This window comes from Pseudochelatococcus lubricantis, from assembly GCF_011762225.1.
Taxonomy (GTDB): Bacteria; Pseudomonadota; Alphaproteobacteria; order Rhizobiales; family Beijerinckiaceae; genus Pseudochelatococcus; species Pseudochelatococcus lubricantis.
Map to the genome: position 1 here is coordinate 12,664 of NZ_JAASQI010000013.1, position 23,321 is coordinate 35,984.

18 protein-coding genes and 1 pseudogene are annotated in these 23,321 nt (G+C 62.2%); 13 read left to right on the top strand and 6 right to left on the bottom strand.

Features of this window, described 5'->3' with window-relative positions; translation table 11 throughout:
* Nucleotides 1–18: 18 nt before the first annotated feature.
* The 10 genes from FHS82_RS19595 to FHS82_RS19640 all read left to right on the top strand — a co-directional run bounded on the left by FHS82_RS19595 (nucleotide 19) and on the right by FHS82_RS19640 (nucleotide 11,853).
* Nucleotides 19–1,461 (top strand): NAD-dependent succinate-semialdehyde dehydrogenase, encoded by a 1,443-nt coding sequence (locus tag FHS82_RS19595; RefSeq protein WP_166956066.1) that lies wholly within the window; start codon nucleotides 19–21, stop codon nucleotides 1,459–1,461.
* 128 nt (nucleotides 1,462–1,589) lie between these two features.
* On the top strand, nucleotides 1,590–2,675 hold the full coding sequence (locus FHS82_RS19600; protein WP_166956069.1) for an isocitrate/isopropylmalate dehydrogenase family protein: 1,086 nt from the start codon (nucleotides 1,590–1,592) through the stop codon (nucleotides 2,673–2,675).
* A 4-nt stretch (nucleotides 2,676–2,679) separates the two neighbouring features.
* Complete coding sequence (locus tag FHS82_RS19605) at nucleotides 2,680–3,582, top strand: NAD(P)-dependent oxidoreductase (protein WP_246225457.1); 903 nt, start codon at nucleotides 2,680–2,682, stop codon at nucleotides 3,580–3,582.
* 198 nt (nucleotides 3,583–3,780) lie between these two features.
* A complete protein-coding gene (locus FHS82_RS19610) occupies nucleotides 3,781–4,323 on the top strand; it encodes a TRAP transporter small permease (RefSeq protein WP_246225458.1) in 543 nt (180 codons plus the stop codon).
* Entirely contained in the window at nucleotides 4,320–5,615 is a 1,296-nt protein-coding gene (locus tag FHS82_RS19615) for a TRAP transporter large permease (RefSeq protein WP_166956075.1), read from the top strand. The genes FHS82_RS19610 and FHS82_RS19615 overlap by 4 nt, the downstream gene beginning before the upstream one ends.
* 302 nt (nucleotides 5,616–5,917) lie before the next feature.
* On the top strand, nucleotides 5,918–6,913 hold the full coding sequence (locus FHS82_RS19620) for a TRAP transporter substrate-binding protein (RefSeq protein WP_166956078.1): 996 nt from the start codon (nucleotides 5,918–5,920) through the stop codon (nucleotides 6,911–6,913).
* A 550-nt stretch (nucleotides 6,914–7,463) separates the two neighbouring features.
* Nucleotides 7,464–8,729: a ribulose-bisphosphate carboxylase large subunit family protein gene (locus FHS82_RS19625; RefSeq protein ID WP_166956082.1), complete on the top strand. Its 1,266-nt coding sequence runs from the start codon at nucleotides 7,464–7,466 to the stop codon at nucleotides 8,727–8,729.
* Nucleotides 8,726–10,114, top strand: a complete 1,389-nt coding sequence (locus tag FHS82_RS19630; protein WP_166956085.1) for a four-carbon acid sugar kinase family protein — start codon at nucleotides 8,726–8,728, stop codon at nucleotides 10,112–10,114. Before FHS82_RS19625 ends, FHS82_RS19630 begins: the two co-directional genes overlap by 4 nt.
* A gap of 19 nt (nucleotides 10,115–10,133) precedes the next feature.
* The gene (locus FHS82_RS19635; protein ID WP_166956088.1) at nucleotides 10,134–10,985 is read left to right on the top strand and encodes a phosphogluconate dehydrogenase C-terminal domain-containing protein; all 852 of its coding nucleotides are present in this window, start codon (nucleotides 10,134–10,136) and stop codon (nucleotides 10,983–10,985) included.
* Nucleotides 10,986–11,142: 157 nt separating this feature from the next.
* Nucleotides 11,143–11,853, top strand: coding sequence for a transcriptional regulator NanR (locus FHS82_RS19640; RefSeq protein WP_166956092.1), 711 nt, complete (start codon nucleotides 11,143–11,145; stop codon nucleotides 11,851–11,853).
* 82 nt (nucleotides 11,854–11,935) lie between these two features.
* Here the strand turns inward: FHS82_RS19640 and FHS82_RS19645 are convergent, their stop codons facing one another.
* Both FHS82_RS19645 and FHS82_RS19650 read right to left on the bottom strand, forming a co-directional pair.
* Nucleotides 11,936–13,345: an amidase gene (locus FHS82_RS19645; protein ID WP_166956095.1), complete on the bottom strand. Its 1,410-nt coding sequence runs from the start codon at nucleotides 13,343–13,345 to the stop codon at nucleotides 11,936–11,938.
* 254 nt (nucleotides 13,346–13,599) lie between these two features.
* The gene (locus FHS82_RS19650; RefSeq protein WP_166956098.1) at nucleotides 13,600–15,228 is read right to left on the bottom strand and encodes an ABC transporter substrate-binding protein; all 1,629 of its coding nucleotides are present in this window, start codon (nucleotides 15,226–15,228) and stop codon (nucleotides 13,600–13,602) included.
* 343 nt (nucleotides 15,229–15,571) lie between these two features.
* Between FHS82_RS19650 and FHS82_RS19655 the strand changes: the two genes are divergently transcribed.
* The 3 genes from FHS82_RS19655 to FHS82_RS19665 all read left to right on the top strand — a co-directional run bounded on the left by FHS82_RS19655 (nucleotide 15,572) and on the right by FHS82_RS19665 (nucleotide 18,763).
* Nucleotides 15,572–16,381 (top strand): IclR family transcriptional regulator, encoded by an 810-nt coding sequence (locus FHS82_RS19655; RefSeq protein ID WP_166956101.1) that lies wholly within the window; start codon nucleotides 15,572–15,574, stop codon nucleotides 16,379–16,381.
* Between the two features lie 499 nt (nucleotides 16,382–16,880).
* A complete protein-coding gene (locus FHS82_RS21515) occupies nucleotides 16,881–17,318 on the top strand; it encodes a transposase (RefSeq protein WP_166956104.1) in 438 nt (145 codons plus the stop codon).
* A gap of 698 nt (nucleotides 17,319–18,016) precedes the next feature.
* The gene (locus FHS82_RS19665) at nucleotides 18,017–18,763 is read left to right on the top strand and encodes an IclR family transcriptional regulator (RefSeq protein WP_166956106.1); all 747 of its coding nucleotides are present in this window, start codon (nucleotides 18,017–18,019) and stop codon (nucleotides 18,761–18,763) included.
* 98 nt (nucleotides 18,764–18,861) lie between these two features.
* Here FHS82_RS19665 and FHS82_RS19670 read toward each other — a convergent pair.
* From FHS82_RS19670 to FHS82_RS19685, 4 genes and pseudogenes are all read right to left on the bottom strand, one after another.
* Nucleotides 18,862–19,470: pseudogene (locus FHS82_RS19670) on the bottom strand (IS5 family transposase); the annotation flags it as partial.
* A gap of 285 nt (nucleotides 19,471–19,755) precedes the next feature.
* On the bottom strand, nucleotides 19,756–20,655 hold the full coding sequence (locus FHS82_RS19675; protein WP_166956108.1) for a dihydrodipicolinate synthase family protein: 900 nt from the start codon (nucleotides 20,653–20,655) through the stop codon (nucleotides 19,756–19,758).
* 100 nt (nucleotides 20,656–20,755) lie between these two features.
* On the bottom strand, nucleotides 20,756–21,832 hold the full coding sequence (locus FHS82_RS19680) for an ABC transporter ATP-binding protein (protein ID WP_166956110.1): 1,077 nt from the start codon (nucleotides 21,830–21,832) through the stop codon (nucleotides 20,756–20,758).
* Between the two features lie 23 nt (nucleotides 21,833–21,855).
* A complete protein-coding gene (locus FHS82_RS19685) occupies nucleotides 21,856–23,316 on the bottom strand; it encodes an FAD-dependent oxidoreductase (protein WP_343042635.1) in 1,461 nt (486 codons plus the stop codon).
* Nucleotides 23,317–23,321: the final 5 nt, after the last annotated feature.

Consider the following 23,321-nt stretch of genomic DNA (forward strand, 5'->3'; position numbering starts at 1 on the left):
AGGTTCACTGAGGAATCAATGAGCAAGAACATCTATCCAACGGATCTCTTTATCGGCGGCACATGGCGAGACGGGAGCCGCCCGGATCGGATTGCAGTCATGAACCCATCCGACGGTTCTGTAATCGATACCGTCGCGAATGCCAGCGCGGCTGATGCTATCGCGGCCGTCGATGCCGCTGCTGGTGCCGCTCGCGCCTGGTCCGCGACGCCTGCCCGGCAGCGTTCGGAAATCCTGCGTAAGTGTTTTGAATTGATGATCCGCGATGCCGAGCCGCTCGCCCGTTTGATCTCTCTGGAGAATGGCAAGGCGTTGAAGGATGCGCGCGGCGAGGTGGCCTATGCAGCGGAGTTTTTCCGGTGGTTCGCGGAAGAGGCCGTTCGGGTCAATGGCGATTTGTCTGTCGCGCCGTCCGGCGCCAATCGTATCCTTGTACAGTATCAGCCTATCGGCGTTTCACTATTGATTACGCCATGGAATTTTCCCGCGGCAATGGCTACGCGGAAGATCGCTCCTGCACTCGCGGCGGGGTGCACCTGTGTCCTGAAGCCCGCGACTGAAACTCCTCTCACCGCGTATGCCGTAGCCAGGATTTTGTCGGAAGCCGGCGTTCCGGACGGCGTCGTCAATGTTCTTACTTCATCGACGACCTCCGAGGTCGTGAATGCGATGCTGGACGATCCGCGGGTCAGAAAGCTCTCCTTTACCGGCTCGACCGAAGTCGGCCGAATCCTGCTTCGTAAGGCTGCAGATCAAGTTATTCACTGCTCGATGGAACTTGGCGGCAACGCCCCTTTCGTCGTCTTCGATGACGCGGACATGGACAAAGCCGTCGAAGGCGCAATGGTCGCGAAGATGCGCAATGGCGGCGAGGCCTGCACGGCCGCGAACCGGCTTTATGTGCAGCAGGGGATAGCGGAAGAATTTGCGCGCAGGCTGGCCGAGCGCATGGGGGCGATGAAGGTCGGTCCTGGTCCCGAAGCGGATACGGATTGCGGGCCGCTGGTGAACGCTGCAGCCGTCGATAAAGTTGCAGAATTGGTGGACGATGCCGTTGCGCGTGGTGCGAAGGTGTTGTGCGGCGGCACGCGAGGGCAGGGCGAGGGCCATTTCTTCCTCCCGACTGTACTTCTCGACGTTTCTGCGGAGGCGTCGCTTGCGCGGGATGAAATTTTCGGCCCGGTTGCGCCCATCTATGTTTTCGACACGGAAGAGCAGGCGATCGAACTCGCAAACGACACCGAGTACGGGCTTGTCGCCTATGTCTATACCCGCGATCTCGCCCGGGGGCTGCGTGTTTGTGAACGGCTGGAGGCCGGCATGGTAGCGCTGAACCGCGGACTGGTTTCTGACCCGGCGGCGCCATTCGGCGGCGTCAAGCAGAGCGGCCTCGGGCGCGAGGGCGCTCACCATGGAATGCTGGAATTCATGGAAGCCAAGTACATCGCGGCTGAATGGTAACACTGAGCCTGCCTCACCGGGAGGCGATCAAGCCGTGCGGTGCTTGAGCAAGGCCCGCACGCAGCCGGTCGGAGACGGGAGCGTTGGTGTAAGGACAGCACAATACAACAGGTCCGGAGGAATGCTGGATGGCAAATTATCGAATAGCAACGATTGAGGGGGACGGTATCGGCCCGGAAGTTGCCCAGGCTACCATCAAAGTATTGAGCGAGGCGTGCGGCGCGGCGAAGCTCGACTTCCAGATGTTTGAGGGCGGCGCAGGGCACTATATGAAGACTGGCCAGGTGCTTCCTGATGACACCTTCAAGGCTTGCCGGGACCTGGACGCCATTCTGCACGGAGCGGCAGGCCTTCCGAGCGTGACCTATCCGGACGGCACGGAGGTGGGCAACGATCTTCATTTGCGTCTGCGCTTTCAGCTTGATCTCTACGCAAATGTCCGGCCCGTGAAACTGCTGCCTGGTGTTCTGTCGCCCTTGAGAGCCTTTCAGGATGGCGGTATCGACTACGTCATCATCCGCGAGAATACGGAAGGACTCTATGCGAGCCGTGGCGCGGGCGTTCTTCTGAGGAACGAGTTCGCGTCCGACAGCCTGGTCATCACTCGAAAAGGCACTGAGCGGGTGGCCAAATTCGCCTTCGAGCTTTCTCGGAAGCGCCGCGGCGCCCCTCGGGATGGAAAGCGCCGTGTAACGGTCTGCGACAAGGCGAACATCCTTCGGAGCTATGCTTTCTTTCGTTCGGTTTGCGATGAAGTGCACACCGGATTTCCGGATGTCGAAATCGATTACGCTTATGCAGACGCGATTACCGTGCATATGGTTAAACGGCCCGACTTCTACGACGTGATCGTAGCCGAGAACATGTTCGGCGACATCATCTCGGACCTTGGCGCGGCGACGGTTGGCGGGATGGGCATTTCGCCTTCGGGCGAGATTGGCGATGCGAACGCGCTGTTTCAGGGGGCGCACGGATCCGCGCCGGATATCGCCGGCCAGAATCTCGCAAGCCCCATCGCGACAATTCTTTCAGGTGTCATGATGCTGCGCTGGTTGGCGGATAGGCATGAGGACACCTCCCTCGAAGACGCGGCCGATCGCGTCGAAGCCGCCGTGGGCGTGGTGCTATCCGAAAAGAGGGCTGTTCCCGTCGACCTCGGCGGCAAGGCCACCTGCTCGGATGTGACAGATGCAATCTGCCGCGCGATGAATTGAACGGATGGCCAGCATGAAAAACCGCAATGTCGGAATCATCGGTGTCGGCCTGATGGGCCACGGCATCGCAAGCAATATCGCGACGAAGGGTTGGCCGCTCGGATACCTCCGTCACGAGGGCAATCAACCGACCGAGAATCTGGACGCGCTCGGAGCCACGGGGTTCTCTGATCGCCAGGAGCTTGCGCGCGCGAGCGATGTCATCATTCTCTGCGTCAACGGCACGCCGCAGGTCGAAGCTGTCCTCTACGGTCAGGGCGGAGTCCTTGAGGTCATCCGTCCCGGCACGGTCATCATCGATTGTTCGACAGCAATTCCGAGTTCCACGGAGGCGATCGCCGCGGCTATCGAAGCGGCCGGGGGGCGTTTTCTCGATGCGCCGATGACCCGCACGCCGCTTGAGGCAGCGGAAGGCCGGCTTAACCTCCTCATCGGCGGGGACAAGTCGCTCTTTGAGGAGATGTCCTCCCTTTTGGAAACCTTTTCGGAAAATCGTTTCTATGCCGGCCGGGCCGGTTCGGGACATAAGCTAAAGCTCCTGCACAATTTCGTGTCGCTGGGTTTCGTCACCTTGCTGGGCGAGGCCGCGGCGTGCGCCCAAACGGGCGGAATCTCTCCGGAGGTCTTCGTCGACGTTCTGCGGAAGGGCGGGGGGCATGGCGCTGCGCTGGAGCGGGTTGCTCCCTTCATCCTCGAGGGGGACCCGTCCAGGCAGAAGTTCGCAGTTTCGAACGCGCAAAAGGACCTGGGTTATTATGTGAAAATGGCGGGCGATCTGCACGCCGCCGACGCTATCGCTTCCGGCGTCCTGTCGGCGCTGGACGCATTGGTCGAGCATGGCTTCAGCCAATCATACCTGTCTGAAGCAGCCGCCGGATTTATGAAAGTTGCGCGACAGCAAGCGTGACCTCTCATGCGCGTTGTAAAGGCCGATCTTTGAAGCGCGCGTTACTTGACGAGACTTGCCGCGATTGTCGCGGCGCGTCCGCGCCAGACTTACGGCCGTCCATCCGACCAAAAAAGAAACACAGGGAGGAATCAGATGAACGCCCCAACTCCGCGAACAGAGCCGCTTCCCGGCCCGAACTCATTATCGTGTAGCAGCATGCGAAGCGCCGATTCGATGGCCTCATGCCTGGGCGCCGTCGAACGCGGCCTGGTTGCGGTGAATCGATGGATTCTGATCGTGCTGCTCGCCGTCATGTCTTTGATCGTGTTCGCCAACGTATGCTCACGATACCTGAGCAACTTCTCTATTCCGTGGAGTGAAGAAGTTGCACGCCACCTGATGGTCTGGCTCACGTTCCTCGGCGCCGGTCCCGTGCTGCGGGCCGGCGGCCATATCGCCGTGGAGAACCTGCAGGACGCGCTGCCGCGCGAGCTTGCCATCGTGGTGCGCGTCATGGTTGCCGCATTGCTGATGGGATTCTTTATTCTGATGACCTGGGTCGGCTGGGAGTACATGACGCGGAGCGCCTACCAGCTTACCGCGGCAACGCAAATCTCGTTTGCCTGGGTCTACAGCGCGATACCGATCGGGGGCCTCCTGCTGATCGCGCACTTCGGCTTCGTCTTGCGTGGTTACGTCGTAAAACGCGAGTTCGCGGCCGACGACCAGTTCGACGCTACCGCGAGTGCATCGCTATGACCCCTGCGATCGCCCTTGTCGGTTCGGCTTGCCTGTTTCTAGCTCTGGGCGTCCCGGTGGCATTCGCACTGGGGCTGGCCACGGCCGCCGCGCTGTTATTGACCGACAGCTATCCGCTGTTGGTTCTTATGAAGGAAACGTTCACGGGCATCGACAGTTTCCCGCTGATGGCCGTTCCCTTCTTCATTCTGGCCGCCGAACTCATGAGCGGCGGCTCGCTCACCGAGGTGCTGTTGCGTTTTGCAGGGCAGTTCGTCGGGCATAAACGGGGCGGATTGGGCTACACCACCGTAGCGTCGCTGACTTTCTTTTCCGGTATCTCGGGTTCTGCTCTGGCAGATGCCGCCGGGCCGGGATCGATGCTCATCCGCATGATGGACAATGCGGGTTACAAGCGCTCCTACGCTGCGGCATTGACCGCTTCCACGGCCATTGTCGGCCCTATCATCCCGCCGTCCATCACCATGATCATCTATGCGTTGCAGGATGAAACGGTGTCTGTCAGCGCATTGTTCGTCGCCGGCATCGTGCCTGGTATATTGATTGCTTTTGCAATGTGCGCCGTAAACTGGTATATATCACGAAAGCGGAATTATCGTGGTCAATCTGAACTTCCGCCCTTGACGGAAATTCTATCCAATACTTGGAAGGCTATTCCGGCCTTGATGCTTCCCGTGATCATCCTGGGGGGCATGCGGGCCGGCTGGTTCACGCCGACCGAAGCTTCCGTGGTCGCGGTGTTTTACGCGCTGCTATGCGGCAAATACGTTTACCGCACCCTCGAATGGAAAGCGGTGCCCGATATCTTGGCGCGCTCGGCGCTGCTCTCGGCGTCGGTGCTGATCATTATCGCGCTGTCCGCCGCCTTCGCATGGCTTCTGACGATTGAGGGGCTGCCGCAACTCATGGCCGATTGGCTGATCGGCATGGATCTTTCGCCGTGGTCCTTCCTGATTACAGTCAACATCTTCCTGTTGATTTTCGGGATCTTCATCGAGCCTTTGCCCGGCGTGATGGTCTTGGTTCCTATCCTTGCGCCAGTGGCCGCCAAGTTGGGTATCGACCCGGTGCACTTCGCGATGATCGTGATCTACAATCTGACACTCGGGATGATCACCCCTCCGGTCGGCGGATTGCTCTTTGTTACGTCGAACGTGTCGCGGGTGCCGCTGTCCGCGCTGGTATCGGAACTGATGCCCTTCCTTTGGGCGCATGGCGTCGTGCTGGTGCTTCTGACATTCTTGCCCGGATTGAGCACCTGGCTTCCTCACCTATTGGGTTTCATCCGGTGAAAGTTTATCAAGTATAGATTGTGAAATATTCGTTGAAAAATAAAGTATAAAATCTGTATGCTGGTGAGATACAGCGCGTCTGCAGCTTGTCCTTTATTTTTTGCGAGTTCGGGGACGGCGAGTGCAACATCCCTCAGCCGCTGCCCTTTCTTCTTCAATTCGTATCTCTCGCCATGGGGCACCGGAGCGATGAGATGCGGTCAAGTCCGTGCGGTGCTTGAGCAAAGCCCTCATGCGACCGGTCGGCGACCGGGAGTGTTCGTATAACGCCTAAGATAACAGAGCAGAGAAGGGAGAAAATCATGAACAGAAGGAAATTGCTAGGCTTTCTGCTGGCTGCCGGTATGGCAAGCCTTTCAGGGCAGGCGGTCGCGCAAACGGCGCTCAAGATCGGTTACGTATTGCCCGCGACATCGCACTACGGATACGCGGTATCGGTGCTTGCCAGCGAAGTTGCCAAGCGCACGGAAGGCCGTTATCGCCTTGAAGCGTTCCCCAGCGGCGCTCTGGGCGGCGAAAGGGAGATGGTGGAGGGCGCCCAACTTGGAACGCTTGGCCTCGTGCTGACTTCCACCGGCCCTGTCACGAACTTCGTTCCGGAGGTAGGCATCCTTGATCTCCCCTTCCTGTTTCGTGATGCCGCGCATGCGCACCAGGTTCTCGACAGCAAAATCGGTCAGGATCTGCTGGCCAAATTCCCGTCGCATGGATTGGTCGGCCTGGCATGGACGGACCAGAGCTTTCGCCACTTGACGAACAGCAGGCGTCCGGTCGTGACGCCGGAGGATGTAAAAGGCCTGAAGGTGCGCACCATGGAGAACCCGGTGCATATTCTTTCATTCCGCACCGTTGGAGCCAACCCCACGCCCATGGCCTTCCCCGAAGTCTTCGGCGCGCTGCAGCAAGGCGCGATCGACGGGCAGGAACAGGCTATCGCCGGCAGTGCGTCGACGAAAATGTCTCAGGTTCAGAAGTACCTGTCTCTGACCGGCCATTTCTTCTCTCCCGCGGTGTTCATCATGTCGCCCAAGGCGTTCAACAATCTCTCGTCGGAGGACAAGGAGCACTTCCTGGCGGCAGCGCGGGCTGCGTCGATGGCCATGCGCGAGTACATGCGAGAAGCGGATGCCAAGGGTATCGAACAGATGCGCAAGGATGGCATGGAGGTCAACGAGAACGTGGACAAGGAAAAATTCCAGGCTGCCTTCCAGCCCGCATACGCGGAATTCGCCAAGAAATATGGCCAGGAGAACATCGATGCCATCCGAGCCGTAGGCCTGCCCGGGACGTCCCAATAGCAGCCGGTCGACCCCGGCATGCCCCGTGATTTAACGCAGGCATGCCGGGGTCGAGCTTGCCGAGGCCGCAGCCGGATCGCGCCGGTTTCGATTCGACGGCCACTCACCACAAGAGATGTCCGGAATGAAGCCGTGCCCTCGGCCGGTTGATGCCGTCGTTTTCGACGGCGCCCAGCAGTTGCAAGACGGCGGAAACAACGGAGGGGGCTTTCCTGACACATGGCCAGGAGTACGCGGGATGGCTGCGTCGCTGGGGCTGCCCTCTTAGAATCTGTCCTGTTTACGTTGAAACAGGACAGATTCCAGATTGGTTATTTTGAGCGAAATCTGATCGGAACGCGCTCCAGAGGCTCTTAAGAACCGCGGTGCGGAAAGTGGCCGGGCGGGAGCTTGTCACAGCCCGGTAACTGGTATAATGAGTATATCAATAGATAAGTGAACGGCCGCAGCTCACCGATCGGAAACGTTGGGGACGCTTCTTGCCCGCTGTCGCGATCCGCCTGCGTCGTGCCTTTCCCGCATCAAGGTCACCTTAAAATAGGGATACCCTATGGCCTCTCCCGTTCGTATTGAAGCCGACTATCTGATCGAGACTGCTTATGATCCGCGGGTGGCGGCCGAGGCCATGGCCGGCGAGCAGTCGAGCGGGACGTTCGTTGCAGTTCCGGGGGAGACACCGGAACTGAAGGAACGCTCCGCCGCCCGCATCGAGGCGCTGGAGGTGATCGGGGAGGCCGCGGAGCCGTCGCTGCCCGGTGCGGGGCGTCCGCAGGACGGCCAGCCTGCCATCTGCCGCGCCCGCGTCACGCTTTCCTGGCCCCTTGAGAATATCGGCCCCTCGCTGCCCAACCTGGTGGCCACTGTGGCCGGCAACCTATTCGAACTGAAGCAGTTTTCCGGTCTTCGCCTCACCGCTATCCGCCTGCCCTCAGCTTTCGCGCAGGCCTATGGCGGGCCGAAGTTCGGCGTTTCCGGCACCCGTCGTCTCGCCGGCGTCGAGGGGCGCCCGATCGTCGGCACCATCATCAAGCCGAGCGTTGGTTTCGGTCCGGAGGAAACGGCCGATCTCGTCCGGCAATTGTGCGAGGCGGGCATCGACTTCATTAAGGACGATGAGCTGCAGTCCGACGGCCCGCATTGCCCGTTCGACGAGCGCGTGCGTGCTGTGATGCGTGTCATCAACGATCACGCCGCGCGCACGGGCCGCAAGGTGATGTTCGCCTTCAACCTGACCGGCGAGCTCGATCAAATGCGCCGACGCCACGATCTCGTCTTGCGGGAGGGTGGCACCTGCGTCATGGCGAGTCTCAACTCTGTCGGCCTCGTTGGCATGATCGAGCTCGGCCGCTTCAGCGCGCTGCCAATTCATGCCCACCGGAACGGCTGGGGATACCTGTCGCGCGCGCCGATGCTCGGCTGGTCCTATGTCGCCTGGCAGAAGATCTGGCGGCTCGCCGGCGCGGACCACCTGCACGTCAACGGCCTCTCCAACAAGTTCTCCGAGCCCGACGAGAGCGTCATCGCCTCGGCGCGCGAATGCCTGACCTCGATGTTCGAGGACAAGCCCTGCATCGCCATGCCAGTCTTCTCGTCCGGGCAGTCGGCGCGGCAGGTGCCCGGCACCTATGCCGCCCTTGGTTCGACGGATCTCATCTTCGCGGCGGGAGGCGGGATCATGGCCCATCCCGACGGCCCTGCCGCCGGCGTCGCCAGCCTGCGCGAAGCGTGGGAGGCGGCGATGGCTGGTGTCCCGCTCGCTGAATACGGGCGGGATCACGCGGCTCTGGCCCGGGCGCTGGAGGGTTGTCCGGCATGACGGCGCTCTCGCCCGGCGCTGCGGCGCTGCCTCCGGGGTGTCTGGTTTCCTTCTACGGCGACGATTACACGGGCGCTTCAGCCGTCATGGAAGTGCTGGGTTTCGCGGGGGTCCCGACCGTGCTGTTCCTCGGTCTGCCGACACCGGAGCAGATCGCGCGCTTTCCCCACGTCCGCGCCATCGGCATCGCCGGTGTGGCGCGCTCTCAGTCGCCCGCGTGGATGGAAGCCCACCTGCCGGAGGTGTTCGCACGGCTTGCGACGTTGAAGGCACCGATCTCCCATTACAAGGTGTGCTCGACCTTCGATTCCGCTCCCCACGTCGGCTCCATCGGCAAGGCTGTCGAACTCGCCGAGCCGCTGCTCGGCGGCGCGTGGCATCCGCTTGTCATCGGTGCGCCGGCGATTGGCCGCTATCAGGCGTTTGGCAATCTTTTCGCGATGGTCGGCGACGTCGGCTACCGGCTCGACCGCCATCCCGTGATGTCGCGTCATCCGGTCACGCCCATGGAGGAGGCGGACGTCCGCCTGCATCTTGCGCGGCAGACGGATATCCCGGTCGGCCTCGTGGACTTCGTCGCGCTCAAGAACGGTGCAGGGGATGCCCGGCTCGCCCGCGAACGCGCCGCTGGAGCGCGCATTCTCGCCATTGACGTGCTCGACGAGGCGACGCTGGCGCAGGCCGGCCGGCTCATCTGGGAACATCGCGGCGAGCGGCTTTTCGCGGTTGGTTCGCAGGGCCTCGAATATGCTCTGGTCGCCTACTGGCGCGAGGTAGGCCTGCTGGCGCCGCCCGGTGACTGCCGGCCGGCCGGTGTGCGCGACCGCATCGCGGCGGTCTCGGGCTCCTGTTCGCCCATCACAGCCCGCCAGATTGCCTTCGCGCGCGACCGGGGCTTCGAGGGCATCCGTCTCGACGCGACGCGCGCGGTGGAGCAGGTTGCATGGAGCGGGGAGTTGGAGCGAGCCGCCTCCCTGGCGCTTCGCGCCTTGGGAGAAGGGCGCGATCCGCTCGTCTTCACCGCCGCCGGGCCGGACGATCCGGCCGTTGCGGCGCTTCACCAGGCGATAGAGGCGAGCGGCGTGCCGGCGGTCGAGGTCAATGCACGCATCGGCGAGGGACTCGGTGCGGTGCTGGACCGGCTGGTGCGCGCCGGCGGACTGAAACGGGTGGTCATCGCGGGCGGCGACACGTCGGGCCATGCCGCGATGATGCTCGGCATCTATGCCGTCACCGCGCTGGCTCCGCTTGCGCCGGGCGCGCCGCTCTGCCGCGCCCACACCGAGGGAGCCCACGACGAGCTCGAAATAGCGTTCAAGGGCGGCCAGATGGGCGCCCCGGATTTCTTCTGCGCCGCCAGGACGGGCGGCGGCACAAACCACTGACAAACGGGAGACACGGCCAATGAAAAAGATTGCGTTGCTGGGCGCCGGCGGGAAGATGGGCGTCCGCCTTGCCACGAACCTGCAGGGTTCGCAATATGAGGTCCTGCATGTCGAGCCGTCCGAGGAGGGACGCGCGCGGCTCAAGGCAAAGACGGGCCTCGATTGCGTCGACGGCGACAACGCCGTCGCGGATGCCGATGCGGTCCTGATGGCGGTGCCGGACCGGCTGATCGGCAAGATCGCCCATACCTTCATCGAGAAGGTGAAGCCGGGCACCGCGATCCTCATGCTCGACGCCGCGGCGCCGCACGCCGGCGAGTTGCCCAGGCGCGAGGACGTCACCTATTTTGTGACTCATCCATGCCATCCGCCGATCTTCAATGATGAGGTCACCGAGGAAGCGAAGAAGGACTTCTTCGGTGGCATACACGCCAAGCAGCATATCGTATGCGCCTTGATGCAGGGGCCGGAGGAGCACTACGCCGCCTGCGAGCGGATCGCCCGCACGATCTACAAGCCGGTGATGCGCGCCCATCGCTGCACCGTCGAGCAGCTCGCCATTCTGGAGCCGGCGCTCGCGGAGACGGTCGGCGCGACGCTGTGCCTCGCCTTGCGGGAGGCTACGGACGAAGCGGTAAGACGCGGCGTTCCGCGCGAGGCCGCGACGGATTTCCTGCTCGGCCATCTTACCATCGAGCTCGCCATCGCCTTCGAGATGCTTCCGGAGGGACGCTTCTCGGACGGTGCGCTCTACGCCATCGACCAGGCCCGTCCCCGGATATTTCGGGAAGGATGGCTGGAGCGGGTCTTCGACCCGGATGCGGTGATGCGTTCGGTGGAGGAGATCTGCAATCCCCCAGAGACCGCCTGACGACAGCCTCGCTGCAGCTTCCGTCCCGCGTCGACGGCGGGCGGAAGAGGCGTCGCCGGAACTGCGATGCGTCATATTCGTGGTATGCTGAATATATCATGAGGACGAGTCGCGGCCGGACATCCATCCGGACGGGGGAGAGGGCGGGAGCGGGAAAATGGCGGAGGCTTCCGAGACGATCATCCGCAGGAAACTCTCCCATGAGGTCTTCGACCGCCTGAAAGCGATGATTACGGGGGGCGAGCTGGCGCCGGGCGATGCCATGCCCTCCGAACGTGACCTGATGGACCGTTTCGGCGTGGGCCGTCCCGCCATCCGCGAGGCCATGCAGGCGCTGGCCAATATGGGACTGATCACCATCAGCCACGGCGAGCGGGCCCGCGTCCGGCGGCTGACGGCAAGGTCGATCTTCCAGCAGGTCGATCTGACCGCCAACCTCCTGCTCTCCGCCTCGCCCGACAGCCTGGAACACTTGAAACAGGCCCGTCGCTTCTTTGAACGCGGCATGGTGCGCGAGGCGGCGCTGCGGGCGACGCCGGAGGACATTGCCCGGCTGCGCGGCACGCTCGATCAGCAGGCGACGGCGGTCGACGCCCCGGAGACGTTCATCGCCGCGGACATCCGCTTTCATACGCAGATCGCAGCGATCTCCGGCAATCCGATCTTCGAAGCGGTCAGCGAGGCGATGCTGGGCTGGCTGCGGCAGTACCACAGGGAGATACTGCGCTGGAAGGGCAAGGAGAATCTCACGCTGATCGAGCACGCGCAAATCCTCCGGCACATCGAGCGTCACGAACCCGATGAGGCGGAGGCCGCGTTGGTGCAGCACCTCGATCGCTCAAGCGTTCTCTATATGCACGCGGGCTGAGGGCGGCCCGATCCCCCCGCCCGGAAATGCGGGCGACCGGATCGGGCGCAAGTTGCACATCGTGGCATGCGTCGGTCAGGCTTCACAGGCCGGCGTCGCAAGGCCAAGGGCGTTGTTCGGGGCGTATCCTCTCCCATGCGCGGGCCAATTGCAGCACGCCGAGGTCGTCGAAGCGCCGCCCGGAGATCTGAAGCCCGATCGGAACTCCGGCGTCATCGTAGCCGCAGGCGACGGCGACCGCCGGCTGCTCGCTCATGCTGTAGGGGAGAGTGAAGTTGATATGGGCCATCGCACGGTTGACGTCATTGTCCCAGGGATAAGCCCATTCCGCCGGGAAGCTGACATTGGGCGACACCGGTGACAGCACGAAGTCGAATCGCGAGGTCGCAGCCACGGTGGCGGCGCGAATCTGGAACGTGCTCATGTAGCTGAGGAACACTTCCTCGCCCGACTTGCCAAGGCCCGATTCCGCCCAGTTGCGGATGATGGGCAGCAGTTGCGCCCGCTTTTCCGGCGACAGGGCCGAGACGTCGATACCGGCGCGCGTGCGCCAGAAGTCATCCAGCCCCGTGAGCACCTCGTCGGTCATCCAGGGGGCGAGCGGTTCGACGATGGCACCGGCAGCCTCGAACAGCCGGGCTGCCGCGCTGACGGCTTCCGTCACCTGCGGATCCACCGGCATTCCGCAGCCGGGATCGAGGTGCAGGCCTATGCGCAGGCCCTTCACCTCGCGATCGAGATCGAGCCAACGGATATCGTTCGGGGGCAGGTCCATATGGTCGCGCAAATCGGGTTGCGAGAGTACGGCCATGGCCAGCGCCGCGTCCTCGATGGTACGGGTCATCGGCCCGACGACGCGCCCCATGAAGGGCGGATCGATCGGGATACGCCCGAGGCTCGGCTTCAGTCCCGCGAGGCCGCACCAGGCGGCGGGAAGCCGGACTGAACCGCCGATGTCGGTGCCCAGATGGATCGGCCCATAGCCGGCGGCGCCTGCCGTGCCGGCGCCCGCACTGGATCCTCCGGGGTTCATCGCCGTGTTCCAGGGGTTGCGCGCGAGTTTGTGGAAGCTCGACAGGCCCGAGGAAAGCATGCCGTAATCGGGCATGGTGGTGCGGCCCAGAAAGACGACGCCCGCCTCGCGCATGCGCGCTGCCGGCGGCGCATCCGCCGGACGCGGAGTCATGTCGCTGACCGCTGTGCCGAGCGGCATCGCAACCCCCTTCGTGGCGATATTTTCCTTGAGGGTGACGGGCACGCCGTCAAGGCTGACACCCCGGACGATGATCGGATTGCCTGCCTTCCAGCGTGCGGCGGACTCACCTGCCGAGGCGCGGGCGATCTCGCGATCGACGGTCCACATCGCATTCAGTTCGGGTTCGCAACGGTCTATCTGCGCCAGCACCGCTTCGGTCACGTCAACGGGGGTGAATGTGCCCTTGCGGTAGCCGTCGATCATCTCGGCGGCGCTCAGGGTGTTCAGTTTCGTCATTGCCTGGTTTCCATCAGGGAGGTGAAAAAAGTGGACCGGGCGGGTGCTCGGTTGTGCGTCAGCAAGCGGGTGCCCAGGTCGTCCTGCGACCAGGGTGGGGAACTGGGCATGCAGCAGCCGGCTCGGGCGAGGCTCTCGCGAATGCGTTCCGGTTGCTCCGTGCTGGCGGCGTCGCCGGCGATGACCGCGGCAGGTCGGACGGGCAGGAGGCGCGCTTCGTCTCGCGCCCGTCGCGATGCGTTCCGGTTCGGTGCCTACTCCGTTTTGGTCACGCCCCAGAATACCTGGACCGGCGACATGACCATGTTCTCGAGCTTGGTGCTGCGGGCATGGGGCGAGAAGAACTGGCCCAGCGGCAGATAGCTCACGTTGTCCATGGCGTGGATCTGGATCCGCTTCGCGATGTCGAGCCTGTCCTCGTCGGAGGCTGCATCGATGAATTCGGCGCGTAGCGCCTCGATCTCGTCATCCTGCGGCCAGCCGAACCAGGCCTTGTCGCCGCGCCCGTTCAGCATCGGGCTGATCAGCGGGTTGAAGACTTCCGGCACGATCCAGTTGGTGAAGAACAGGCTCCAGCCGCCTTCAGACGGCGGCCCCATGTTGGCCCGGCGGGACACGACAGTCTGCCAGTCCATCGGCTGCAGATCGACGGTGAACCCGGCTGCGCGCAGCGACTGCGCGGCGACGATCGGCTGCGAGGAGATCACCCTGACATCGGTAGTCTGGAGAATGACCACCGGTGTGCCGTCGTAACCGGCCTCGGCTAGAAGCTTCTTCGCGCCCTCGATGTCACCGCCACTGGTCAGCGTCTCGCCGCCGGTCTCGTTGGCGAGAGGCGTGCCGCAGCCGAAGATCGCGCCGCAGGGACGGTAGTAGTCTGGATTGCCGACGATGTTGCTGAGGAAGTCAACCTGGTTCAGTGCCCGTAGTGCGGCCTGGCGCAACTTCTTGTTGTCGAAGGGCGGATGTTTGAAGTTCATCCGGCCGATGGCCTGGTAACCGAGATCATCGCGCAGCTCGACCACGACATCGTCGGATGTTTCGAGAATGGGCAGCAGGTCGACCGGCACCTGATCTATGAAATCCACCTCTCCCGACATGATGGCATTGATTGCGGTTTGCGGGTCGGGCATCGTCACCCACTTGACCTCGTCGACATTCACCATCTTGCCGCCTGCCATCCAGCTTGGCGGCTCGCTGCGGGGAACGTAGTCCTCGAATTTCACGTAGCGAACGCTGACGCCGGGCTGAAAATCCTCGGCGACGAACCTGAATGGACCAGAGCCGATGTGTTCTGTGATCGCGGTATTGGCCGGGGTGGCGGCGATGCGCGCGGGCATGATGAACGGCGGCAGGGCCGATTGTTTGGCAATGGTCTCCAGCAGCGGCGGGAAGGGCTTTTCCAACGTCCAGACCAGTGTCTTGTCGTCAGTGGCCTCAAGGCTTGCGGTCAGGTCGAAGATCATCTGTCCGCCGGAATCGCGCTGGCCCCAGCGTTTGAGCGAGGCCACCGCATCTGCGGCGGTGACCGGCGCGCCATCATGGAACTTCAGGCCGTTCCGCAGAGTGAAGGTATAGACCTTGCCATCTTCCGAGACGGTCCAACCGGCCATCTGGGGCTGTGGCTGGAAGTTCTTGTCGACCGCAACCAGCACGTCATAGATCATATAGGCATGGTTGCGGGTGATGTGGGCGGTGGTGATGATCGGATCGAGCGTGCGCAGGCTCTCCATCACGGCGGTGATGGTCCGGGCTTCAGCCGCTGACACCATGCCGCCGGCAGCAACGAATACCGACGCGGCAAGCCCGAACAGCGCGCCGCGCACGCCGCGGCGGCGGGCAGGCCGAGGGCGGGGGGAGGAAAGGCGTGAAGATGTTGTCATGTGAGATATAGTTCCCCTGTTGGTGAAAAGATTGGCGGCCCGACTGGCGACGTCCGGCCGGCTGCGAAGCTTGGCCCGCCATATGTCGGTTTGCCCCCTGCCTGCCCGTTATCGGCCGGCGCTTGCGGCAGGGTCGCTCTTGCTCGTGAAAGGCTCGGCCAGTCCCGATCCGTCCGGCAGCCGTCGAGGCTGATGGATCGGCGGAACAGACCCCTCCTTTCAATACCCTGGTGTCTTCTATGCGCCTATTGGTTGACAGGTGTATCGAAAGACGATACCAAAGTATTGAAATTAAGAATAGTCAGGGAGCTTGTTTCAAGTCAAGCAGGATTTTGGAGATGCCATGCGTGAAGTAGACAGGGTGGAATATGCTGTGCGGCCGGTGCCAGACCCGGCAGAAGAAGATCCGCTCTTCATTCAGGCCGTAGCCCGTGCCCTTCAGGTGCTGTCGACCTTCCACGGCGCCAGCAACGCGCTGACGCTGAACGAGATCGCGTCGCGGTCCGGCATTGGCAAGAGCACGGTCCAGCGTATTGTCCATACATTACGGCAGCAAGGCTATATGGAGCGTGCTCCCGACGACCGGGGCTATGTGCCGGGCATCCGGCTGCTGGATCACACTCTGGACTATCTGCGGCTGAACCCCGTGATCGTGCGGGTTTTGCCTACCCTGGTGGAATTGCGGCGCGATACTGGCGAACGTGTCGATCTCAGCCTGCGCGACGATCTCCGGCTGGTCTATGCGCTGCGGTTGCAGAGCAAGCGCGAATCCTATTTCGCCACGTTGATCGGCAATAGCGTGCCGCTCTATTGCACGGCCGGGGGCCGTGCTCTGCTCAGCCAGCTTTCCGATGACGAAGTGGACGACATCTTGGCCCGGTCCAATCGCCAGCCTTTCACCCCGCGCACGCTGACTGATCTAAAGGAAATTCGTGCCAAGGTAGTGATGGCCCGGGAAAATGGCTATGCGATTGCTGCTGAGGAGGTTCTCCAGGGGGAGGTCGTCCTCGGGGTTGCGGTCAAGGACAACGACAGCCGCCCGATTGGGGCCATTCACATCGGCGGTTCGCTCAGCGAATGGGACAAGGATAGCTTTGTGAGCAATTTTGCGCCGCTCGCAATGACCGCGGCGGGCAAGATCAACAGGGCCTGAGTTCGCATCGCCTTCCTATCTCGTCAGCGATAGTGTTGGTCGGTCATTGCACGAATATCCCGAGGAAATTGCTATCTGGCGCGACTGGGCCGACTGGAGCACCAGCGTCGCGGCGCTTTGCCCCCCGGCGCGGACGGTCTCGATGGCGGCATCCACCGTGTTGCGGATCAGCAGGACCCGCGCGCCTTGCTCGCGGCGTCGATGGCGATGCGCGCGGCCTCTTGCGCCGCCATGGTCGGCACGGTCCGTATGGTGACGACTTTGTCTATGTGTTAAATTGCCACCACCAGCGAATGTCGGTATCGGTAGTTGCGAGCCTCCGAAATCATCTTTACTTGCATACCCGGCAGGGCACGGAAATCAATGGTTTCAGAGGCAAACGTCAGGGCTTTAGCCTGCTTGATTTTGGAAATCTGCTTACCCGATAGCTCTTCCCGTGGTTTCAGTTTAGAGCGCCTAACAAAACCATTTATTAACCCTATTTGGTTGAGGCTTGGGCGTGGTCAAGAAACTTTTGCCCGACGCCCTATGGGCTGAGACCGCCCCGTTGTTTCCGTCCGTTGCGGCACGCCCGAAAGGCGGGCGGCCTTGGGTCGAGGATCGAGATGCGCTGACTGGCATCCTGTTCGTGCTCTACACCGCGATTGCTTGGGAGCGGCTGCCGTTCGAGGTGGCGAGATGTTCCAGGATAACCTGCTGGCGCCGGCTGCGCGTCTGGCGGGATGCCGGCCTGTGGGATCGGATCCATCGCCAAATGCTGGAGCGGCTGAACCTTGCCGGGGAGATCGACTGGCCGCGTGCTTCGGTGGCTTCCTCGTCCGTTGCCGCCAAAAGGGGAGCGACGCGGTCGGCCCGAACCCGACCGACCGGGGCAAACCGGGTACCGAGCGCTACATCGTGGTCGACCGCAAGGGCCTGCCTCTCGCCATCGTCCTGACCGGAGCCAATCGCCATGACAGCATGGCGCTGACCGAGGTGGTCGATGCGTTCCATCCGATTCGGCAGCGGCGGGGACGGCCCGCAAACGGCCGAAGAAGCTCCATGCCGACAAGGGCTGCGATTTCGACCGTTGCCCGAAGGACCTGCGCAAGCGCTCCATCACGCCGCGCATCGCTCGCCGCGGCATCGACAGCTCATCCTCCCACGAGAGAAGCGTTCCAGATCATGACGATACAGACATGGAAACCCTTCCTACTTGGCCGCTGAGCAACAAAGTGAGTCGGCTTCGAACATTCGAGGTTTTGACGGCGATGGCGATGCCATCACAGCGTTGGTCCGATGACGAGAAACTGAGGTAAACTACCATGCTGCCATTGAGGATTTCGATATGGTGGGCAACAGGGCCGCGCTCCCTGCTTCGCTGGCGACGGCAGCGGGAATGACGAACGTCACGAGGCCCATCAGGCCAAGCAGGATGGTGCGATTGCCTGCCGCAGGGTCATTCTTTTCATACGGAAGGAGGATAAAGCCAGGATTGCAGAATGGATGTCGATAGTCCATATTGCGGGATAGTATCCTGAATTGCCTAATGTCAGGTGAGTGGGAGTCGTATGCTGAGCACTAACCGACAACAAGTGGAACAGAGACGTGACGGCTAGAACTGACGTATCCGATCGCCGGGCCCCCGAGGAGGGAATGAAGTCGCTCGGCAAACTGGTCAAGGTCCTTGAGTGTTTCTCGACCGACGACCGGGCGCTGTCGCTGTCGGACATCTGCGCGCGGACCGGCTTTCCTCGCTCTACCACCCATCGCCTGATGGCTTCGTTGCGGGATGTCGGATTTCTGGATCAAGATCGCGAGCGCGACGCTTATCGGCTCGGGCTCAAGCTTTTTGAACTGGGCAGCGTCGCGCTGTCAAATCTCGATATTCACCGCGAGGCCTATCCTTTCGTGGATGCGCTGGAACGGATGACCGGGCATATCGTGACGGTCGCAATTTTTGACGGCTTTCGGGCGGTCGTCATTCGCCGCACCGAGGGCGGGAGCGAAGCCGCGACCAAGTCGAACCTTATCGAGAATGCACCGGCGCATTGCACCAGCGTCGGAAAGGCATCGCTCGCCTTCCAGCCGGCAGAGGTCATCGATCGGCTGATCGAGCGCGGCCTAGAACGCTTCACCGAGGCAACGATTACGGATGGCGAGGCTCTGCGTCAGGAACTCACCGGGATCCGCGAGCGTGGCTACGCGGTCGACGAGGGCGAACATCAGCCCGGATTGCGATGCATCGGCGCACCGATCCGCGGCCAGCATGGCAAGGTTTTTGCGGGGCTCTCGATTTCCGGTCCTTCCTGGCAGCTTAAGAAAGAGAATGTCGAGGAGCTTGCAAAAGTCGTCACCTACCACGCGGATCGCATCTCGCGCGCGCTCGGTTACGTCAGCTAAAGCGTTGTCAAGCAAAGTGGATACCACTTTAGCATGAAGAAAACGCGAAAAAATAACTAGAGGCGGTCATGAACTTGCGGCAAGTATAGCGATGTTTTTCAACCTGATACAGACCAGACGAAGGCAACGATATGAAGATCGGCGAGGGTCTGGGCGCATCGTTCATAGTTCTTGAAGAGTCGTCTGAAAGGTGTCGCCCATGCGAAGGATCGCTCGACAACCCATCGTCTGGGCAGAAGGACGAAGCCGAGCTTTGCCTCCGGCAGCTTGACGACCTCAAGCCGAATACCGTGTTCGGCTGCTGATTTCTCCGGTTCCTCACCTATATGTCCCCGATCGGAAAAGGCAATCTCCACACTCTGATCCGTGGCCGCCTGGATCGCCTCGGCCATGCGGCCCGCTTCGGCTCTGTCTCCGACATTGGCAGGCGGTGACGTACATGGCGAGCAAATGGCCGAGCGTATCCGCGGCCATGTGCAGTTTGGAGCCCTTCTTGCACTTCGCGCCATCATATCCGGCTCTGGCTCCGCTTTCCGGCGTCGAGCGCAGGGTGCGGCTGTCGATGATCGCGGCTGTCGGGGCTCGTCCGGTCGGCTAGCGGCAAGCCGTAGAAGCATGCGCAGGTCTTCGGCCAGCGCCTTGAAAAAGCCGGCACGCAACCAGCATTGCGCCTGTTGATAAACGCTCTTCCACGGCGGCAGATCATTAGAGCGCGTTCCGATCAGATATAATCATATGATCGATCAGAATTCGCTCAAAATAGGGAAATTATAATATGTAATGTTTCAACGTAAACAGGACAGATTGTAGAACAGATGATGTTAAAACTGAATCGCTCGGGCGTTCTATTTGTTTATATTCGCATAAAATTATCCCAGAAGTGCGCACAGTTTTGGGCCTGATGCTGTAGAGCACGTTCCGATTTCAGGAAATGGGATCATGTTTCAAGGACCGGCTACGGCGCCTCCGGCGCCGTAGCCGGTATACCTGTTTCAGATCAGTGCCTTGAGGGCGCTGTCAATGGCCGTTTTCTGCTCGTCCGAGACTGCCTCCATGGGGGCACGCGGATTGTAGAGAGGCAGGCCCTGGCGGTGCTGGATGTATTTCACGCAAGCCGGCAGGTTGTCGTGACGCAGTACGTTCCACAGTGCGTTGAGCTTCCAATGGATTTCCAGCGCCTCGGGATGCTTGCCCTCGCGGGTCAGATGGAAGAGCCTGGTCGTGACGCCAGGAAGGGCCGAGGTCAGGGCGGAGATCGCGCCGTCCGCTCCCATGGCGAAAGCCGAGTAGAGCAGGGCGTCGATACCCGACAAGACGATGTTGTCCGGCTTGGCGCTTTGCACGAGATCGGACAGCGATTTCAGATCGCCCGAAGATTGTTTCATGCCGATCACGCCCGGAACTTCGTCCATGATGCGCAGCATGAGGTCGGAGGAAAGGTAGTTCCACGGAATGACGTTGTAGATCAGGATCGGGATACCGCATTCTTCCCAGATCCGGCGGAAATGTTCGACCGTCGCATCTGCGCCGGGTTTGAACAGGTAGTGCACCGGCGTGACCTGCAGTGCGTCGACCTTGATGTCCTCAAGCAGCTTCACACGCCCGGTCGCCTCAAGGGTGGAGTTGACGATAAGCCCTGCCAGGAAGGGCTTGCGGCCCTTGACTGCCTCGTAGGTCGCAATCATCGCATCGCGGAATTCGCCATCGCTGAGCGTGTGGCCTTCGCCGGTGGAGCCTCCGGCGACCACCGCATCCGCGCCATTGTCGAGAATCCAGTCGATCTGACCGGCGATGGCATTCGTCACCAGACGCCCGTTCGCATCAAACGGCATGGTGACCGGCGGCAGAATGCCGGTCAGGGTTTTTTTCAGTGCGATCTTGTCAAGTGTCACGTTGATCCTCCTAGTGGCGTTTATATTCATGATTTCGGTCCCCTTCCGTTTCCGAAGGGCGGAAATCTGCAAGCCACGCCAGGGCCTGCAGTCAGGTCTTTCAGCCGGCCAGCCGACGCCCGTTCTCGCCGGGTGCGAAGAAGTGCCATGCCCCGGGCGCGGGGGTGAGCGTGATCTGGTCGCCGACACGGCCGATCCCGTTGGCGGCGACCACGGTGACGCGGCCGGACGGCGTATCCACCAGCAGGTAATCCGATGGGCCTGTCGGCTCGACGAGGGCGATCCTGCCGGCGATGGCATCGTGCATGCCAGGGTCGGACGAGATCCGGAAATCTTCCGGCCGAATACCGGCGACAGCGGCGCCGGTCGGCGTCGAGCCCGGCGCGCGTGCCCGCAAGCCCCCGGTGAGCCGGATGAAACGGTCGTCGCCTTCCGCCTCGATACTGCCGTCGAGAAAGTTCATCGTCGGGGCGCCGATGAAGCCGGCGACGAAGCGGTCGGCGGGCTTGCCATAGAGTTCCATCGGCGTGCCCTGCTGGGCGATTTCGCCGCCGCGCAGGATCACAATCCGGTCCGCCATGGTCATCGCTTCGACCTGATCGTGCGTAACATAGACGGTCGTGCGGCCCAGGCGCTGGTGAAGGGACTTGATTTCGGTCCGCATGGCGATGCGCAGCTTGGCATCGAGATTCGACAGCGGCTCGTCGAAAAGATAGACGTCCGGGTCGCGCACGATGGCCCGGCCCATGGCGACACGCTGGCGCTGACCGCCTGACAGGTTGCGCGGATAGCGGCCGAGGTACTCCTCAAGGCCCAGAACCCGCGCCGCCTCCTCGACCTTGCGGCGGATCTCCTCCTTCGGCAATCCGCGCAGACGCAGGCCGAAGCCCATGTTTTGCGCAACCGTGTAATGCGGATAGAGCGCATAATTCTGGAACACCATCGCGATGTTGCGCTTTTGCGGCGGCAGGTGGTGGACGGTTCGCCTCCCGATGGCGATGGAGCCTGCGGAAATGTCCTCAAGCCCGGCGATCGTCCGCAGAAGGGTGGACTTTCCGCAGCCCGAAGGTCCGACGAGGACGACGAATTCGCCTTCGCCGACTTCCAGATCGATGCCCTTGATGACATCCACGCTTCCGAAGCGCTTGACCACGTTCTGCAGCGATATGGTTCCCATGCATTTTCTCCTTGCCCGATCGCTCAGATGGCCGGTTCGCGCGTCTTGCCTCCGAAGAGGGCCCCTTGCTCGCGAAGCCGCTGTTGAAGCTGCGTGATATCGAGATCGACCATCGGGATGCCCGAAAGCGCCGAGAGGGCGGCGGCCGTGCCGGCGGCCTGGCCCATGGCCATGCAGGTGCCGGTGATTCTGGCGCTGGCCAACGCGCGCCGTTCCGCCGATATGCAGCGGCCGGCCGCGATGAGGTTCGGCCCATTCACCGGCAGCATGGCGCCCAGCGGGATGTCGTAGCCCGACGGCACCGGCTCGGTTCCGTCCATGCTGTTGCCCTTCGCGTCATGGCTATCGATCGGGAAGCCGCCCCGGGCAACCGCATCCGCGAAATCCCGGCCGGAGCGTACATCGTCGTCCGTCAGTGTCGCGCGGCCCTTGATCCTTCGGCTTTCGCGCACCCCCACGCAGGAGGCTGTCGCGGACAGGAAGGTGTTTTCGTATCCTGGCACCATTTTGCGGAAGAACCGGACGAACTCGCGCACCTGCCGGCGCAGGACAAGCTCGGCCCGCGCCATGTCTCCGGCATCGGTCGCGTCGGCGGCATATCGGGTGACGTTGATCACCGCCTCGCGGGTGAGGACATGGCAGGCGACATGCATCTCCTTCCGGTCAAGCGAGACGAGGCCTGCCTCGAAGCCGCGGCGCAACAGCGCGCCGTAACCCCAGAGGTTGTAGTAGTGGCGCCCCTCGAAGCCGGGCTGACCCGCATCCATTTTGAAGTCGCCGGGATTCGCGCGGACATAGGCGAGGGCGGCCGCATGATCCACGTTGCCCAGCTTGAACATCATCGAAACCGGCTGCGTGGCCGAGGTCGGATGGAAGTCGCACCGGGCTTTGGCAAACAGGTCAGCGTCGCCCGTGGCGTCGACCATTGCCTTAGCGCAAAAGGCGATCCGGCCGCTTCTGGTCTCGCAGATTGCGTGTAGAGCCGCCTCAGTCCCCGACGCGACGCCAGCTCCCGACACCGCGACAACCGGCGCCTGGGGCATGATCGCGACCCCTTCCTCGTCCAGCCACTCCACGATCAGCGATTTGAACAGTTCGTGCTCGACCGGAAGGCGGGTTCGCGTATAGCCCGTATCGTCGTCCACCAGGCCGGGGGATGCGCCGCCGGCTTTCAGCCGGTCGATCATTTCCAGGGGAAGACCGCCCACGATCGGGTGACCGGCGGCATCCTGCCATCCCGCGCTATGCTCCAGGAGCTGGGTCGCGATGTTGCCGCCGAAGAAGCCGCTCCGCTCCAGAATGAGCGTCGAGGCGCCGTTGCGGGCGGCTGCGATGGCGGCCATCACGCCTGCCGTGCCGCCGCCAGCGACGATCACATCGTGGGCGCCCAGTACCTGAATTTCGCGTTCCGGCTCCCGAATCGTCATCATATCCACTAACCTCCCTCTTGATTTGTCGGAACAATAGTCCACAATACGGGACATAAGCA

Coding starts and splice junctions, on each gene's coding strand:
- FHS82_RS19595 (WP_166956066.1), top strand. CDS start 19: ATGAGCAAGAACATCTATCCAACGGATCTCTTTATCGGCGGCACATGG.
- FHS82_RS19600 (WP_166956069.1), top strand. CDS start 1,590: ATGGCAAATTATCGAATAGCAACGATTGAGGGGGACGGTATCGGCCCG.
- FHS82_RS19605 (WP_246225457.1), top strand. CDS start 2,680: ATGGCCAGCATGAAAAACCGCAATGTCGGAATCATCGGTGTCGGCCTG.
- FHS82_RS19610 (WP_246225458.1), top strand. CDS start 3,781: ATGCGAAGCGCCGATTCGATGGCCTCATGCCTGGGCGCCGTCGAACGC.
- FHS82_RS19615 (WP_166956075.1), top strand. CDS start 4,320: ATGACCCCTGCGATCGCCCTTGTCGGTTCGGCTTGCCTGTTTCTAGCT.
- FHS82_RS19620 (WP_166956078.1), top strand. CDS start 5,918: ATGAACAGAAGGAAATTGCTAGGCTTTCTGCTGGCTGCCGGTATGGCA.
- FHS82_RS19625 (WP_166956082.1), top strand. CDS start 7,464: ATGGCCTCTCCCGTTCGTATTGAAGCCGACTATCTGATCGAGACTGCT.
- FHS82_RS19630 (WP_166956085.1), top strand. CDS start 8,726: ATGACGGCGCTCTCGCCCGGCGCTGCGGCGCTGCCTCCGGGGTGTCTG.
- FHS82_RS19635 (WP_166956088.1), top strand. CDS start 10,134: ATGAAAAAGATTGCGTTGCTGGGCGCCGGCGGGAAGATGGGCGTCCGC.
- FHS82_RS19640 (WP_166956092.1), top strand. CDS start 11,143: ATGGCGGAGGCTTCCGAGACGATCATCCGCAGGAAACTCTCCCATGAG.
- FHS82_RS19645 (WP_166956095.1), bottom strand. CDS start 13,345: ATGACGAAACTGAACACCCTGAGCGCCGCCGAGATGATCGACGGCTAC.
- FHS82_RS19650 (WP_166956098.1), bottom strand. CDS start 15,228: ATGACAACATCTTCACGCCTTTCCTCCCCCCGCCCTCGGCCTGCCCGC.
- FHS82_RS19655 (WP_166956101.1), top strand. CDS start 15,572: ATGCGTGAAGTAGACAGGGTGGAATATGCTGTGCGGCCGGTGCCAGAC.
- FHS82_RS19665 (WP_166956106.1), top strand. CDS start 18,017: ATGAAGTCGCTCGGCAAACTGGTCAAGGTCCTTGAGTGTTTCTCGACC.
- FHS82_RS19680 (WP_166956110.1), bottom strand. CDS start 21,832: ATGGGAACCATATCGCTGCAGAACGTGGTCAAGCGCTTCGGAAGCGTG.
- FHS82_RS19685 (WP_343042635.1), bottom strand. CDS start 23,316: ATGTCCCGTATTGTGGACTATTGTTCCGACAAATCAAGAGGGAGGTTA.